Below are 14809 nucleotides of genomic sequence, written 5' to 3'. Positions count from 1 at the left end.
CAACCGATCATGGTTGGGGGCCTTTGACATCTACTTCTGACATCAACGCGGGCGTTCACTCACGGCCGGGCCGCCGCTTGAGCAGCCGGTCCATGTGGCTGACAGCCTCACGCTGGGTGTCCTGGACGACGTGTGCGTAGACGTTCATCGTGACGGCGATCTGGCTGTGCCCGAGGATCTCCATGACGACGCGGGGAGCAACCCCGGCCGCAGTGAGCAGGGTGGCGCAGCCGTGCCGAGCGTCGTGCAGCCGGATGACGCGGAGGCCGGCGGAGTCGGCGACCCGGGTGAACGAGCGGTACAGGTTGCGCGGCTCGATCGGTTGGCCGGTGCGTGTGGTGAAGACGTAGCCGGTCTCCTTCCAGTCGGCCCCGGCCCGATCACGCTGAGCAGCCTGCCGCATGCGCTGCCAGCGCAGGGGCGCGACGCAGATCGCGGGGAGCGGCAGGGTCTGCTTCCGCCGGCGCCCCTTGGGGTCGTCCTCGTACGCCTCGCCGCGGACGCGCTGACGCTGAGTGCGAACCCGGATCTCCCGCTTGTCGAGGTCGAGGTTCTCCCAGCGGAGACCGACGATCTCACCACGGCGGAAGCCGAGCGCGATGGCGAGGACGAAGGCGGCATAGAGCGGGTCCTTGCGAGCGGCGCCGAGGAAGTCGAGCGTCTCGTCCAGAGACCACGGCGACATTTCGCGGGTGTCGACCGAGGGCGGCTCGACGAGCGTTGCCACGTTCCGCGTGACCAGCTCCTCACGGCAGGCCGCGGTCAGCGCGGTGCGTAGCACCCGATGCGCTTCTTTGGCCGTCGCGGCGGTGGTCTTCTTCTCCAGCTGGACGAGCAACCGCCGGACGTCGGCGACGCTAAGAGATTCGAGCCGCTTGGAGCCGAGCACTGGCACGAGGTAGAGACGGACATGCACCTCGTACTTGGCGAACGTGGTGCGCTTCCGGCGCGGCTTGATGATGTTCTCCAGCCAGTACGGCAACCACTCCGAGAGCTTCGCCGACTTGGTGGGCACGGGCACGCCCTGGTCCACCTTGTCGAGGAGCTCCCGGCGCTTGGCGTCGCACTCGGCCCAGGTCTTGCCGTAGGCGAACTTGCGGGCACGGGTGCCATCCGGCTGGAGAACGTAGACGGCTGCCTGATAGCGGCCGTCCTTCCGCTTGGTGATGGTGCTGGCGCCGTTGGGGTTGCGCTTGCGCTGCGTCGCCATCAGGCCGCCTCCTCGATCTGGACGAGGACGAAGTCCCGCACGGCATCAGCGGGGATGCGGCGGCAGCCGTCGATCTTGATCGAGGTCAGGCGGCGCGAGCGGATCAGGTCGTAGACCTTGGAGCGTCCGAGCTTGAGCCGTGCCATGACCTCGGGCACGGTCAGGAGTTCGGCGGTTGCGGTGGTCATGCTGCGGCTCCTTCCAGGGCGAGTTGGTCTTGCAGGGCTTCGCGGGCGGTTTGGCGGTTGAGTTGGATGTCTCTGGCGATGGATGCGGCGAGTACGGATTCGCCGGGGCTGTGGCCCTGTCCGGCGAATCGCCAGTCGGCCAGGACGAGGACGGTCGGGTCCTGGTCCGGGTCTGGCAGGCCGAGTTCGTTGCGTTGCTGGGCGGCGCGGTAGTCGGCGCGGACCTGGCGGAGGGCGCCGAGGGTGGTCGAGTAGCGGCGGGACTTGCTGGAGAAGTGGCCGCGGAAGCCGAGCATGTGGGCCCAGGCCCTCAGCCGCCGTTCGGGATAGGCGGCGTCGAGTTCGAAGCACGCTTCGATGAGGCGGCGCGGGTGGTCGGGAACCTCGAGGAGGACCAGGACCTCACGGTTGCCGATGCGGCGGTCCACGGTGCCGGTCGTCTCGGCAGCCTTGGTGGCGTATTTGGCGACGTAGGAGGCGACGGCCTGTTCGGTGATGGCGGTGCCGGCCTCGAAGGCGCGGATGGGCCGGATGTCGAGCTGGGTGCCCCAGCGCAGTGTGCGGGCGGGGTGGCCGTCGGCGGCCGGGACGGTGATGGTCGTGTAGGAGTGCGCGGCGGCGGCGTGGATGGCGTCGGTGAGCAGCTGCACGGTGGCCCAGGACGGGGGCGGGGATTCGGGGCCGTCCGGTCCGTCGAGGCGTATGACGGCGTGGAAGTGGATGGCGCCGTGCTTCTGGAACTCGGCGACCTTGCCGTAGGAGAGGCGGGCGCATTCCTTTAGTTCGCGCTGTGTGATGCCGGCGCGGGCGGCGATCTCGCGGCGGAGCCGGTTGGTGAAGCGCTGCCAGAGCTCCCCGGCGTGGCTGTTGAAGAGGACCGCCGCGGCGTAGTCGTAGGTGGTCGGGTCGAGTGGTGTGCCGAGTGCGTCGTCGTCCGCCGGGTGCTGGAGGCCGCAGCGGCAGCGGCCGGAGTCGGGGCGGTTGTGAACGCGGCCGAACGACGGTGCGGTGAGCGTCGCGAAGACCCGGGGGTGGTCGCGGACGGTCGCGGGGACGTCCTTGTCCTGGTCGCCCGTGAGCCCGGCGCGGATCAGGTGGTAGGTGTCGGCGGCGTACATCCAGGCGCAGGCAGGGCAGCGGGACGCACGGCGGTTGCCGCAGGCGACGCGGAGCCGACCGTCGGGCTCGGTGTCGGTGGAGTAGCGGTGCAGCGTGTCGCCGGTGGTCTTGTCCTTGGTGAGGGTCCAGCCGGACAGGTGGATGGGGTTGGCGCAGCCGCCGGTGCGGCGGATCTGGTCGCGCCAGCGGTCGAAGCCGGGGGACCCGGCCACCCGCAGCAGGTCGCCGAGGGTGGCCGGGTCCAGGCCCGCGATGGTCGCGGTGTCGGTCACGCGCTCACCGCCACGGTGACGGGGTCGAAGATCGTGTAGACGCGCAGAGAGATGCGGCCGAGCGATGCCGTGAAGAGCAGTTTCGTACCCTCAGCGCGTTCGGTGATCTGCACGTCGGCGGGTTCCGCGTAGAGGGCGTGGCGCCAGGCTTCGAGGTCGCTCGGGCCGTCGAGCAGGACGTGGGCTTCAGCGGGCGTGATGTCGCTGGCGGTGATGTAGGCGCCGGGCAGGTCCGGGTGTGCCTCGGCGAAGCGTGGTGAACGGGGTGCGGATGCGGACCCAACCGCCGGTCGAGTCACCGGCGATTGCGGTGCCGGGGCGGTTCGCAGGAATCTGCGTGGCGGCGATCACGGCGTCCGGGGAGATGTCGCCGAACGCCATCTTGGCGGAGGCTTCGTCATTCACTCGGTGCGAGGTACGGCCGGTGAGCTGGGCGCGGAGCATGGTGATCCCATCACCGAGTTCGGAGCCGAAGCGCTGACCGCAGATCTCCACGTAGATGCCGGCGGCACGGCCGAGCTGGACGAGCCGGACCAGTGCGGTGATGATCCGCTCGCGACGCTTCTTCTCCGCCGCATTGGCGAACAGCGACAGTTCGGCTACCTCGTCGACCAGGAGCACGATTGGGGTCGGGCGCAGGTGATTGGGCAGTCCCCATATGTCGGCGGTGATCTCAGCATCCGGGACGTCCGAGCTGATCCGTTGTTCGCACCGGACGATCCGGTACGTCGCGGCCATGCGGTCTACGAGGACGTCGAGCAGGTCGGCGGCGTCATCGGGGTTGTCTGCGAGCGCCGAGAAGCGACGGGCGAGAGGGTAGAGCTCCACTCCTTCCTTGCAGTCGATGCCGACCAGGGCGACGTCGAGAGCGGCGAGTTCCTTGACCAGCTGTCGCTGGTAGACGGACTTGCCGGACTCGGTCGCGCCGAGGTTGAGGGCGTGAGGAACCTGTCGGTAGTCGCGGTAGTGGACCTCTCCGTCCTCGCGCAAGGCGACGGGGATGCGCATGCCTTCGCGGTCGATCTTTGCGGGCATCTGCACCCGCTTCAGCACGTCGTAACCGGTCATCCGGAGTTCGACCACACCGGACTTGATCTCGCGAGACGTGACGCCCTGCATGGTGAACGAGTGTCGAAGTCGGTCGGTGGAGGCCGCGAAGTCGAAGGCATCCTGACCGGGCCGCAGCTTGAGCCGGAGCACCAGGCCGGTACGGGTCGGGCGAAGAGTCAGGATGCGGGGCGGCCGAGGGTCCGGGATGGGCCGGTGTGCGATACGAGCCCAGGCCAGCCGGAGCCTGGACGGCGGGACCGTGAGTCCACAGGCGTCCATCACCGAGGCGTACCGGACCAGGACCCGCACCACTGCGAGACCGATGCCGAAGGCGAGCCAGTACCAGGCGGGACGGCGCCACTTGAGCAGCAGCGCCAGCCCGACGACGGCCAGCAGGCCGATCGCAGTCCCGGTCATGATCAGGCCGCCTTCGGCTTGGCCGTGTTCTCGGCCAGCGAGGTGACGGCCACAGCGCGGAAGCTGATGCCGTGGCGCTTCTGGCCGCCGAACTCGTTCTCCCACGGCCGGGCCACGACGCCGGTAAGCGCGACCGGGGTGCCGGTGGCCAGGTCACCGGTGAACCCGGTCTCGGGAACGGTCAGGCTCAGGATCTCGGCGTTGCCGTTCATGACGAACATGACGTCGATCGTCATCAGCGGTGCACCGGTGTCCCGGTCGGTCGCGACTTCACCGGTCTGACGGTTGGCAATCTTCGGCTGCGGGGGCTGGGCCACCATCAGGACAGCGCCGGTGGTGTCGACGGGGATCTGACGCATCGTCTTGTCTCCTGTGATCGAGGGGAGTTCGGGCCGCCTGCTTGGGCGGTGAGACCAGGAGACCGCAGGAGGTGATGGACGCGTCACGGCCCGTATGGACGTTTGGGGACGTCTGAGCTATCGACAAAACGTCCCTAGCGTCCCTTGGGGAGGGCGGCACGAGATGGCGAACGAGCGTCTGCGCGCGGCGATTTCGGCGAAGGGCGAGACCATTCAGTCGGTCGCGCTACACGTCGGAGTGGACCCGAAGAGTGTCGAGCGATGGATCACTACGGACCGCACCCCGCACCGCGGGCACCGCTGGAAGACGTCAAGCTTTCTGGGCATCGATGAGGTCTATCTGTGGCCGGCCGTCTCCAAGCAGGCAGAAACCGCGAGTGCCTCGGAACTGGTCACGTACTACCCGCACCGAGGGGCAGTGCCGGCGGCACTCTGGTCGTCATTGATCGACCAGGCCACCAGTCACATCGAGATCCTGGTTTACGCGGGCCTGTTCCTGTTCGACAGCCACCCCGACCTGCCGGACCAGCTTGCCGACAAGGCGAAGGCCGGCGCACAGGTCCGGATACTCCTCGGTGACCCCGACTCCGACATGGTCCGCCAGCGTGGCGAGGAGGAGGGCATCGGCAGTGACCTTGCGGCCCGGGCGCGGATCACGCGCCGGTACCTCGAGCCAGCCACCAAGTCGCCAGGCGTTGAGGTTCGACTCCACGACACGATCCCGTACAACTCGATCTACCGGTTCGACGACGACGTCTTGGTGAACCCGCACGTCCTCGGAGCTCCGGCCGGCCAGAACCCGGTCCTGCACTTCCGCTACATCCCCGGGGCCCGCACGTTCCGGCACTACATGAAGAGCTTCGACTTTGCGTGGGGACAGGGCACCTCGTCGTAACCGGCATCGGGCAGCGTCGTGCGAGGCTGGAGTCATGGCCCGTATCGACTACTTCAACGACCCGAACGCTCCCAAGGCGAACAGCATTGTCCCGTCCGTCACCGCCGTGGCACGCAACGAGGCGGGCGAAGTGTTGCTGATCCACAAGACCGACAACGATCTGTGGGCTCTCCCAGGCGGTGGTGTTGACGTCGGTGAGTCTGTTGCAGACGCCGCGGTACGTGAGACGAAGGAAGAGACTGGGTTCGACATCGAGGTCACCGGACTAGTCGGCCTGTACACCAACCCAGCGCACGTCATGGCGTACGACGACGGGGAGGTGCGGCAGCAGTTCTCGATCTGCTTCATAGCGAAGATCATCGGAGGGGAGCTGCGCACCAGCAGCGAGAGCAAGGAAGTCGCCTTCGTTTCCCGCGACCAGCTGGACGAGCTGAACATTCACCCGTCGATGCGGATGCGGATCGACCACGCTTTGACTGATCGGGCGGAGCCTTACATCGGCTGAGTATGAGCAGCTCGTGCCTGGTGAAAGCGCACCGTGTCCGACACCCAGACGATCATGTCGTTCGCGATCTCAGACAGTCGTGACCCGGTCTCGATCCGGTGCACGCCTCGTACGGGATCGCGGAACTCGATCTCGTAGACGCCTTCTTCGAGCAGCGCGGCAACTATGTACCAGTCGGAGTCGCCGACACCCTCAACGATCAGATGGCCGTTGTCCGGCAGCTCGAAGGCCCGCATGAGCTCGTAGAGCAGGTCCTCGGAGGCGTCTTCGTACGTCTCCCCGTTCTCGCTCTCCACTCGGCAGTAGGGGCTTCTGCTCATCGCGAGCCAGCCACACGTCCGGCGAGGCGGGCAGACGTCCGGTCGACAGCGGCTCCGAGGTACGGCCGGGCCTTAGTAATCGCGGTGTGCACCTCGCTGCCGGGCTCGTAGCGAACCAGGGTCTCGCCCATACGCTGATCGAAGTCGAAGCGTTGCCCGGCCGGGCCGGTGGTCATGTCGGCAAAGATCAAAGCGTCCAGGACCGGCGAGTCCTCGCGCTCGTACACGGCGAGTTCAGCCGAGAGTCCACGCTGCTCGGCCTCGTACACGGCGCCGGAGTGGTGAGCGACGAGGCGATCGGGCGCATCGAGGGTTGCCAGATGCCGCGCACCGTCGAGCGGATGGAACCCGGTGTCACGCAGCTCGGGTGCGTATCCGATGTCATGCAGCCAGGCCGCGGCAACGAGGAGGTCCCGTTCGTCTTCGGGCACGGCCTTCGACACTTCGACGGCCCGTGCAGCAACTGCCTGCGTGTGCAACCAGCGGTTCCCGAGCGGTGGCAGCAACGACTCGGCCAGCTCGGCCGCTCCCTGGGGCGTATCCAGCGCAGAAGGCATGAGCAGCACGGTAGCCCAGCTCACGGACAGCCCGACAGGCCGAACCACAGGCCACAGAGCCGGTGCGGTAGAAGTTTCTCTACTTCATCAAGGCGGCTCGCTCCGCTCGCCGCGCGCGGCCCCGGCTCCAGCGCCGGGTCCCGACGCTCCTGTCTCCGCCCCGCTCCGGGCCCCGGCTCCGCCGGCCGCGCGGCTGGAGCGAGCACACCTGATGCAGTGGGCGGTAGCCCGCTGTGGCTGGGCCCGGTCGGCTCCACGGCTTTAGGCAGCCACCATGGGGCGAGCCTCGAAGATCGGGGCCCACATCGGGCCTTAACGGGCAGGTCCACAGACTGCCCGATTTCGCTGACCAGCGTACGGGCCCCGATCTCTCGCCCCATGGCAGCTCCCGCCCAAAGCCGCTCCACCGACCTCCGGGTACCGTCTCCGCAGAGGATGACGGGGGAGGGGCAGGATGACGGGTGATCTCCAGTTCAGCTGGGAGCTCAGCGGCTCTGGCTGGGCCACGTGCCGTATTGCTGACAGCTCTTCGCAGCAGAAGGAATTCGTCAGCTACTGCACAGACGCACTAGCCGACCTGTTGCATGGGGTGGCGGGTCTCTATGGCCCCTCGACCGTCCAGCGACTCTCCTTCGACCTCGAACCCGCCGAAGTGAGGTGGGTGCTCCGCGGTCGAGGGGCGAACGTAGACATCGCCATCTACCGGTTCCCGGACATGCACACGAGCTGGGACTCGCCTGACGAGGAGGGCACGCTCTCCTGGAGCTCCACACAACCCCGCCGCACCCTCGGCCACGCGGTCATGGACGCCGCGCAGACAGTGCTACGACTTCATGGCGAGGAAGGCTACCGAAAGAAGTGGGTGCAGCACCCCTTCCCCGTTGCCGCTCTGCAAGACCTCCGTCGGCTGCACCTGCGAGACGACGAGTGCCAGCGCGAGCAGTGTCAAGGGAACCCCGCTTCCTGACATCACCAGCTGACACCAACGAGTGCGAACGGCACCGGACAGCGTTGAACCTCAGCGGCTGGTCGGTAGGGGCCATGAAGGGGTTACGCGTGGCCCCGGGGTTTCGGTGATCGACCTGATAAGGATGAGGCCAGATCTCAAAACTCCGGGGCCGTCGACAAATGACGTAGCGCCGCAGAGTATCTGCATGTGACTGATGACGATCTCGTAGCGGCCGTCCGCGCGTACGCGGCTGACCAGGAACTACCTGGCCCAGCCTCTTCGGAGGACGTCACCGCGTTCGAACGGATAGTGGGGCACCCGATGCCCCAACTGCTGAGAAGGATCTACCTCGAAGTCTCCAATGGCGGCTTCGGACCAGCAGAGGTCGTGTCCCTCACGGACACGGGTGACTGGTTCAGTGACTGCGAGGACATCGCGATGGCATACCGTGAGCTCGCCGATCCCGAGCGCGGGATCCCACCAGGGATCGTGCCGCTCATGGACCGAGGCTGCGCCATGTGGGCACTCATCGACTTCAAGACGGCGGACGGGCAGATGTGGGACTGGGACCCCAACCTCTGCTGCAAGGAGCACGCTCTGGCCCCGCTGGGGCAGTCACTGGCCGGGTGGCTGACCGACTGGTTGCACGGCAGCATGCCCGATGGGTCCTACCCGCATCGCGAGTTGTCCGCCAGGAACTGCCCCGCCCTATGAACCGATCCGCATCAGGCTGCACTCCAGCTGCTCGTGCAGCTCGGTGCTGTACAGCAGGGAGGTACCGCAACCACAGCGACCGATCATGTCCGCAGGTGTCCCAAAGGAGACGCGAAGCAGCCGGTACGGACGTTACTGACCGATCCGGCTAGAGCTACGGATCAGACGCTCCCCGTGCCACAACCGCGCCAGATGGAGCGGGGAGCCACGGGGAACTGCGGTCGCCAACGGTGCTCCGCGCCCATGTCCATCGATGTCGGCGTGCCGCAGGTCAGACCACAAATCGCCCCACCTCGCTCCTAAAGCGGTGCTCTCCCCATGACCAGGTTGTCTAGGCTCGTGCCATGAACGAGGATCCGCAACGCTTGGCGAACTTCCGAGTCCACGTGGTGCCGGCGATCCTGGCTCTGGCCAATCCCCCCTGGCAGCAGGATGTGTGGCTCGACCCGTCGACGTTCGAGAACGTGACCCATATCTTCCATACGCTCTTCGACGACTTCTGCGACGCCGACGAGCCCGAGCGCTACCTCGGCACAAGTCTGCGAACAGAGGCGGAGGTCGCCCTCATGCGGGAGCTTGGCGCAGCGCTCAACGCGGCCGCAGAGGAGGCGCCCAACGACACCGATGCGGAGTACCTCCAGGCAGCCTCTTGGCCCGAGGTCGTGGCCGTCGCTGGACGACTCGCTCGCGTAATGGTGGGTAACGACCTGGGAGAACTCGTCGCACTGCACGAGGCCGAGACCAGGGATCAACCCAACAACCTTGCTAGCCATGGAGAAGCCCCTGAGTGTCTAACTGCGTGACAACGGCGACAGATGCCCGCGAACAACCGTGGACGTCAGCGGACCATCAACGCAGGTGACAGGAACAGCAGCTCAAGGACAGGGGGCATCCCAAGTTGCTTCGGGACGAAGAGGTCGTGGGGGGACTGCTGCATGATCGGGTGACAGCGTGGTTTATGCAGCCAGAGCTGCGGGGGCCATGATGGTCTCGTACTCGACGGGGGTCAATCGGCCCAGGCGTCTTTGGCGCCGGCGCCGGTGGTAGGTGCGTTCGATCCAGGTCACGATCGCGATCCGCAACTCCTGCCGGGTCGCCCAGACACGGCGGTCGAGGACGTTCTTTTGCAGCAGCGCGAAGAAGCTCTCGGGCCTTGACCCCGGATCTTGGACACCGGAGAGACTTGGATCTTGATGGTCCAGGAGAACGGAGTCCCCGTGGGGATGAAGCACTACCCCGCCGAGTTCAAGGCGGACGCGGTCGCGCTGTACCGATCACGTCCGGGAGCGACGATCAAGTCGGTCGCCGCTGATCTCGGGGTGAACACCGAGACGCTGCGGAACTGGATACGGGCTGCCGACGGCCGCCGCTCCGGTGCCCACTCCGCGCCGCCGGCCACTGCGCAGTCTGGTGGTAACGCCGTCCAGGCGGAGCTGGCCGCGGCAAGGAAGAGGATTCGCGAGCTGGAGGAAGAACGAGACATCCTCCGCAAGGCGGCCCGGTATTTCGCCGGGGAGACGCGCTGGTGAACCGCTGCCAGTTCGTTGACGACCACCAGCGCCGATACGGCGTCAAGCGGCTCTGCGACATCCTCGGGATCGCCCGCTCGAGCTTCTACTACTGGCGCCGCACCGCCCCGGACCGGGCGGCCCGCCAGGCCGCCGAGGCCAAAGTCGCGGCCCGGATACGCCAGGTCCACAAAGACTCCGACGGCACCTACGGCGCCCCGAGGATCACCGCCGAGCTCCGCGACGAGGACGGCCTGGTGGTCAACCACAAGCGCGTCGCGAGGATCATGCGGACCATCGGCCTTGAAGGCGTCCGCCTGCGGCGCCGGCACCGCACCACCGTCCCGGACCCGGCCGCCGCGAAAGCACCGGACCTGATCGGCCGGGACTTCACCGCCGTGGTCCCGAACACGAAGTACGTCGGCGACATCACTTACCTGCCCATCGGCGCCGGGAAGTTCTGCTACCTCGCGACCGTCATCGATCTGTGCTCACGCCGTCTGGCCGGGTGGGCGATCGCCGACCACATGCGCACCGATCTCGTCACCGACGCCCTCGCTGCGGCGATCCGCACCCGCGGCACTCTCGCCGGAGCCGTGATGCACACCGATCACGGAGCCCAGTACGCGAGCCGGGCATTCGCCGAAGCCTGCAGGTCAGCAGGGGTCCGACAGAGCATGAGCGCGGTCGGGTCCAGCGCGGACAACGCCGCCGCCGAGTCGTTCAACACGACCTTCAAAAGAGAGACGCTCAAGGGGCGAAAGAGCTGGTCGGACGAGCGCGAGGCCCGCCTCGACGCCTTCCGATGGCTCCACCGATACAACACCCGACGCCGTCACTCCCGCCTCGGACAACGATCCCCGATCGCCTACGAGAACGCCTTCCACCCAACATCAACTACCCTGACCCGAGCCGCATAGACGTGTTCAACATCCGGGGTCAAGGCCCCTCCATCGCGGCGTTGTCGCCGGCCGCCCCGACCCGGCCCATCGAGCCGACCAGGTCGTGCCGGGAGAGCACGGCGGAGACCTTCCGGGACCGGAATTGCGATCCGCGATCCGAATGCACCACGCATCCGGCGGCCGGGCCGCGGCGGGCGACGGCGGACTCCAGTGCGGCCACCGCGAGGCGGGACTTCATCCGGGCGTCGATGGAATAGCCCACGATGCGGCCGGAATACACGTCCTTGACGGCGCACAGATACAGCTTGCCCTCGCCGGTGTGGTGCTCGGTGATGTCGGTGAGCCACAGCCGGTTCGGGGCGTCGGCGGTGAAGTTGCGCCGCACCTTGTCGTCGTGCACCGGTGGCCCGGCCTTGGTGTTCTTGCCGCGGCCCTTTCGCTTGCCGAACGCGCTCCACCAGCCGTGGTCCCGGCAGATCCGCCAGGCGGTCCGCTCGGCCATCACCTCACCCGCGGCACGGGCCTCGTCGGCCAGGAACCGGTGTCCGAACTCGGGATCGTCGCGGTGCGCGTCGAACAGCGCGTCGGCCCGGTATGCCTCGGTCAGCTCGGCGTCGGAGACCGGGCAGGCCAGCCACCGGTAGTAGGGCTGGCGGGCCAGCCCGAGCACCCGGCACGTCACCGCCACCGGCACCCGCACACGGGCATCGGCGGCGGCCAGCTCGCGGACGAGCGGGTACATCATTTTGCCGGCAGGTTCGCCTGCGACAGATACGCCGCCGCCCTCCTGAGCACTTCGTTCTCCTGCTCCAGCAACCGGATCCGCTTGCGGGCCTCGCGCAGCTCGGCGGACTCACCCGACGTCGTCGCGGGCCCGGCGCCCTCGTCGACGTCGGCACGGCGCAGCCACTTCGACAACGTGATCGGGTGGACCCCGAAGTCAGCGGCGATCTGTTCCAGCGTGACGCCGGGCTCGCGGTTGCGCGCGACCCGCACGACGTCCTCGCGGAACTCCCTCGGATACGGCTTGGGCACTGCAACATCCTTCCAGGCCGCCTCTCAGCAAGCCAGGTCAGGTGTCACCCAACCTTGCAGCAGTCCCATGTGGGAGGTTGAGCCTGAGCTCCACGCCTACTGTTCTGCCCCACCGAACTTTGGCGGTGCTCCGACGATGCTGGCGTCCACCCCATGAACCTGTGCTGGGTCGAGGTGGAGTTCGTACGCGGTGTAACACTCGCTGATCTCAGTTCCTACCGCAGCACCACATGGGCACAGCCGGTTCAGACCGCTCTGCCCATGCCAGCCGCAGCAGCCTGTGTGGTCTCCCTCAAGGTCGGGCAGCAAGTTGGGTGCGTCGTCGGGATGGAGGACGATCGTGTTTCGGGGGCCTGCGGAAGTCAGGAACCCCTCTCCGTCCGGATCGCCGACACAAGGCCCGCCGGGAAACACTGCGACGGGTTCGTCGGTCGGCAGGAACGGGGCTCCCCATGGCTCGGGCTCCAGGGCGTAGCGCCCCGCATGCATCGTGGCCGAGGCCCGGCGATACCCGTCAGGTCCAATTCGCCCGTCGAAATCTGGCCTGACCAGGGTCTCGGACAGCCGCACAGCCCTGGTCAGAGGGCGGGCGCATGCGGCACACACAAAAGTGATCACATGAAGTTCTAGCTCGCCGAACCCGCATCAGCAAGATGCCTGCCTCTGGGCTATTGCAGCAGGATCATCTTCCGGAGCAGGTGGAAGCCGGCTCGGCCGTAGAGCTGTCTCTTGATCTTTTTGATGCGGTTCACAGCGCCTTCGATGCTGCCCGAGCTCCAGTTCAGGGTGAGGCCGGCGGTCACGGCGTCGAGGTCTCGGCGCAGGTGGAGTGCGAAGCCGGTAAGCCCGGGCAGCTGGCTGGCGTCGACTGCGTCGATCCAGGTGGGGAGTGTGGAGCCTAGCCGGTTGGTGAGTACTTCGCCGAAGTCGCGGACATGTCCGGCAGCCGTGTCCAGTTCGGGGCAGCGGGCCAGGACATCCTTCAGACCGGCCCGTTCCTCCTCGGCCAGAGCCGTGGGGTGCCGGGTGAGCCAGCCGGTCACCTGCCGTACCGTGGGCGGCCGCGGCGGTGCTGCGGATGGGGCCTCGCGCAAGGTGGCGATGTGGGCCCGGACCATGCCGTAGGTGACCGGGGCGTGCTCGGCGATCAGCTCGCCGTGCAGTCGGGTGACGCTGGTGCATCCCTCAGCAAATCGCCGTTCCAGGTAGGGCTTGTAGGGGTCCAGCCTGCTGGGTCGGCGCCGGTTTGAGGATGATCCTTTGGAGTGGACACCCTGACAATGGATCTTGATGGTCCAGGGAGGGATGTTCAGGTGGGACGCAAGTCTCCGTATCCGGAGGAGTTCAGGAAGGACGCGGTCGCGCTCTACCGGGCCGCGGCCGGGAAGCGGACGTATGCGGCGGTGGCGGCGGATCTCGGCATCACCGCGGAGTCGCTACGGACGTGGGTGCGCAAGGACGAGGCCCAGGCCGTAACCGTGGGCCGTGACGGCAGCGTGAGCGCGGAGGAGGAGCTGGCCCGCCTACGGGCCGAGAACGCCCGGCTGCTCAAGGCCGAGCAGGAGTGGCAGCTGGAGCGCGAGATCCTGCGCCGAGCAGCGGCCTATTTCGCTCGGGAGGTGAAGTGAGCCCCCGCCGCTGGGACTTCATCTCCAACAACCGCGCCGACTTCGGCGTCAAGCGGATCTGCCGGGTGCTCGGGGTGTCCCGCGCCGGCTACTACCGGCACCTGGCCACCGAGCAGGCCCGAGCCGAGCGCCGGGCCGAGGAGAAGCGGACCGTGAGCGAGATCCGCGCCATCCATGCCGAACACCAGGGGCGTATGGGGCTCCGCGCGTCCATGCTGAACTGCGTGCGAGGGGACGCAGGATCAACCGCAAGCGCGTCACCCGGCTGATGCGGATCAACCACATCGTCGGCCGTCACCTGCGGAGGAAGAAGCGGACGACGATCGCGGACAGGACCGCGCCGCCCGCGCCTGACCTGGTGATGCGCGACTTCACCGCGGACACGCTGAACACCAGGTGGTGCGGCGACATCACTTACATAGCCGTCGGCGCGACGTGGCTTTATCTCGCTACGGTGATCGACATCTGCTCGAGGAAGGTGGTGGGCTGGTCAATCGCCGACCACATGCGCACCTTGCTGGTCACCGACGCGATCGAGATGGCTGTGGCCGCCCGCGGAGGTCGGGTGCACGGCGTCGTTTTCCACACCGACAAGGGCGCCCAATACAGCGCGGCCGCCTTCGCCGAGGTATGCCGCCGCCACGGCATCCGGCGCAGCATGGGCCGGGTCGGCTCGAGCTACGACAATGCCCTCGCCGAGTCGTTCTTCCAGGGCCTCAAGCGCGAATTGCTCCACGGCAGGCGCTGGACTTCGAAGACTCAGACTCGGCTGGAGCTGTTCCGCTGGCTGTCGTACTACAATCGGCGCCGTCGGCATTCCGCCCTCGGCTACCTCACACCGGTCGAGTTCGAACAGCAACTGATCACGTCACGTACGCTGTCACTCGTCGCATGAAACTCGGTGTCCACTCCCGGGGATCAACCTCAGCGATCGGGTTCTACCTGAGGGAGCGTCACCTTCGGCTGTCAGACGCCAAGGCGTACGCCGTCTCGCACGAGCCAGACTCCTCGCAATCGAACATCCAGGTAACGCTCCGCGACCGCTCCCCAAGATCTGTGCCAGAACCGAGTAACGACAGCGGACATGGGCTCAAGACGGCCCGTCCGCCCGAACTTAGAAGGCAGGTGCCGACGACGGCCCGCGGCCAGATCCGTGCCAGATCGAGCGGTCAATCACGGAC

Annotated in this window: 14 protein-coding genes and 3 pseudogenes; 7 read left to right on the top strand and 10 right to left on the bottom strand. The window is 67.2% G+C overall.

Annotated features, from left to right (window positions below; translation table 11 throughout):
• Positions 1 to 55: 55 nt before the first annotated feature.
• From QRN89_RS10705 to QRN89_RS10685, 5 genes are all read right to left on the bottom strand, one after another.
• Complete coding sequence (locus QRN89_RS10705; RefSeq protein WP_290349127.1) at positions 56 to 1210, bottom strand: tyrosine-type recombinase/integrase; 1155 nt, start codon at positions 1208 to 1210, stop codon at positions 56 to 58.
• A complete protein-coding gene (locus tag QRN89_RS10700) occupies positions 1210 to 1398 on the bottom strand; it encodes a helix-turn-helix domain-containing protein (RefSeq protein WP_290349126.1) in 189 nt (62 codons plus the stop codon). Before QRN89_RS10700 ends, QRN89_RS10705 begins: the two co-directional genes overlap by 1 nt.
• Positions 1395 to 2789 carry a replication initiator protein RepSA gene (gene repSA, locus QRN89_RS10695; protein ID WP_290349125.1) on the bottom strand — a complete coding sequence of 465 codons (1395 nt, stop codon included), beginning with the start codon at positions 2787 to 2789 and terminating at the stop codon, positions 1395 to 1397. The genes QRN89_RS10700 and repSA overlap by 4 nt, the downstream gene beginning before the upstream one ends.
• Positions 2790 to 2975: 186 nt before the next feature.
• Positions 2976 to 4256, bottom strand: coding sequence for an FtsK/SpoIIIE domain-containing protein (locus QRN89_RS10690; RefSeq protein ID WP_290349124.1), 1281 nt, complete (start codon positions 4254 to 4256; stop codon positions 2976 to 2978).
• Positions 4257 to 4258: 2 nt separating this feature from the next.
• Positions 4259 to 4615 carry an SCO3933 family regulatory protein gene (locus tag QRN89_RS10685; protein WP_290349123.1) on the bottom strand — a complete coding sequence of 119 codons (357 nt, stop codon included), beginning with the start codon at positions 4613 to 4615 and terminating at the stop codon, positions 4259 to 4261.
• Between the two features lie 163 nt (positions 4616 to 4778).
• On the opposite strand from QRN89_RS10685, the gene QRN89_RS10680 reads away from it, so the two are divergent.
• Both QRN89_RS10680 and QRN89_RS10675 read left to right on the top strand, forming a co-directional pair.
• On the top strand, positions 4779 to 5510 hold the full coding sequence (locus QRN89_RS10680) for an XRE family transcriptional regulator (RefSeq protein ID WP_290349122.1): 732 nt from the start codon (positions 4779 to 4781) through the stop codon (positions 5508 to 5510).
• Positions 5511 to 5544: 34 nt separating this feature from the next.
• Entirely contained in the window at positions 5545 to 6015 is a 471-nt protein-coding gene (locus QRN89_RS10675; RefSeq protein ID WP_290349121.1) for an NUDIX hydrolase, read from the top strand.
• Here QRN89_RS10675 and QRN89_RS10670 read toward each other — a convergent pair.
• Both QRN89_RS10670 and QRN89_RS10665 read right to left on the bottom strand, forming a co-directional pair.
• Positions 6003 to 6335, bottom strand: coding sequence for a hypothetical protein (locus QRN89_RS10670; RefSeq protein WP_290349120.1), 333 nt, complete (start codon positions 6333 to 6335; stop codon positions 6003 to 6005). The genes QRN89_RS10675 and QRN89_RS10670 overlap by 13 nt on opposite strands.
• A complete protein-coding gene (locus QRN89_RS10665) occupies positions 6332 to 6892 on the bottom strand; it encodes an HD domain-containing protein (RefSeq protein ID WP_290349119.1) in 561 nt (186 codons plus the stop codon). Before QRN89_RS10665 ends, QRN89_RS10670 begins: the two co-directional genes overlap by 4 nt.
• Positions 6893 to 7346: 454 nt before the next feature.
• Here QRN89_RS10665 and QRN89_RS10660 point away from each other — a divergent pair, with 454 nt between their 5' ends.
• The 3 genes from QRN89_RS10660 (at position 7347) to QRN89_RS10650 (ending at position 9358) form a co-directional block, all read left to right on the top strand.
• Entirely contained in the window at positions 7347 to 7859 is a 513-nt protein-coding gene (locus QRN89_RS10660; protein WP_290349118.1) for a hypothetical protein, read from the top strand.
• 189 nt (positions 7860 to 8048) lie between these two features.
• Positions 8049 to 8555: an SMI1/KNR4 family protein gene (locus QRN89_RS10655; RefSeq protein ID WP_290349117.1), complete on the top strand. Its 507-nt coding sequence runs from the start codon at positions 8049 to 8051 to the stop codon at positions 8553 to 8555.
• Positions 8556 to 8899: 344 nt separating this feature from the next.
• Complete coding sequence (locus QRN89_RS10650) at positions 8900 to 9358, top strand: SCO4402 family protein (protein WP_290349116.1); 459 nt, start codon at positions 8900 to 8902, stop codon at positions 9356 to 9358.
• A gap of 153 nt (positions 9359 to 9511) precedes the next feature.
• On the opposite strand, the pseudogene QRN89_RS10645 reads toward QRN89_RS10650, so the two are convergent.
• Positions 9512 to 9703, bottom strand: a pseudogene (locus QRN89_RS10645) (IS3 family transposase); the annotation flags it as partial.
• A gap of 69 nt (positions 9704 to 9772) precedes the next feature.
• Between QRN89_RS10645 and QRN89_RS10640 the strand changes: the two are divergent.
• Positions 9773 to 10983 (top strand): IS3 family transposase gene (locus QRN89_RS10640; RefSeq protein ID WP_290349115.1). Its coding sequence is split into 2 segments (ribosomal slippage): positions 9773 to 10070 and positions 10070 to 10983, totalling 1212 coding nucleotides; the frame shifts between segments, so codons are not numbered across the junction.
• A gap of 28 nt (positions 10984 to 11011) precedes the next feature.
• Here QRN89_RS10640 and QRN89_RS10635 read toward each other — a convergent pair.
• Positions 11012 to 12000, bottom strand: a pseudogene (locus QRN89_RS10635) (IS3 family transposase); the annotation flags it as partial.
• A 668-nt stretch (positions 12001 to 12668) separates the two neighbouring features.
• A complete protein-coding gene (locus tag QRN89_RS10630; RefSeq protein WP_290349114.1) occupies positions 12669 to 13043 on the bottom strand; it encodes a transposase in 375 nt (124 codons plus the stop codon).
• A 270-nt stretch (positions 13044 to 13313) separates the two neighbouring features.
• Here QRN89_RS10630 and QRN89_RS10625 point away from each other — a divergent pair.
• Positions 13314 to 14523: pseudogene (locus QRN89_RS10625) on the top strand (IS3 family transposase).
• The last annotated feature ends 286 nt before the right edge of the window (positions 14524 to 14809 follow it).

It is taken from the genome of Streptomyces sp. HUAS CB01 (assembly GCF_030406905.1).
Taxonomy (GTDB): Bacteria; Actinomycetota; Actinomycetes; order Streptomycetales; family Streptomycetaceae; genus Streptomyces; species Streptomyces chengbuensis.
This window is presented reverse-complemented; position numbering and strand designations above follow the sequence as displayed.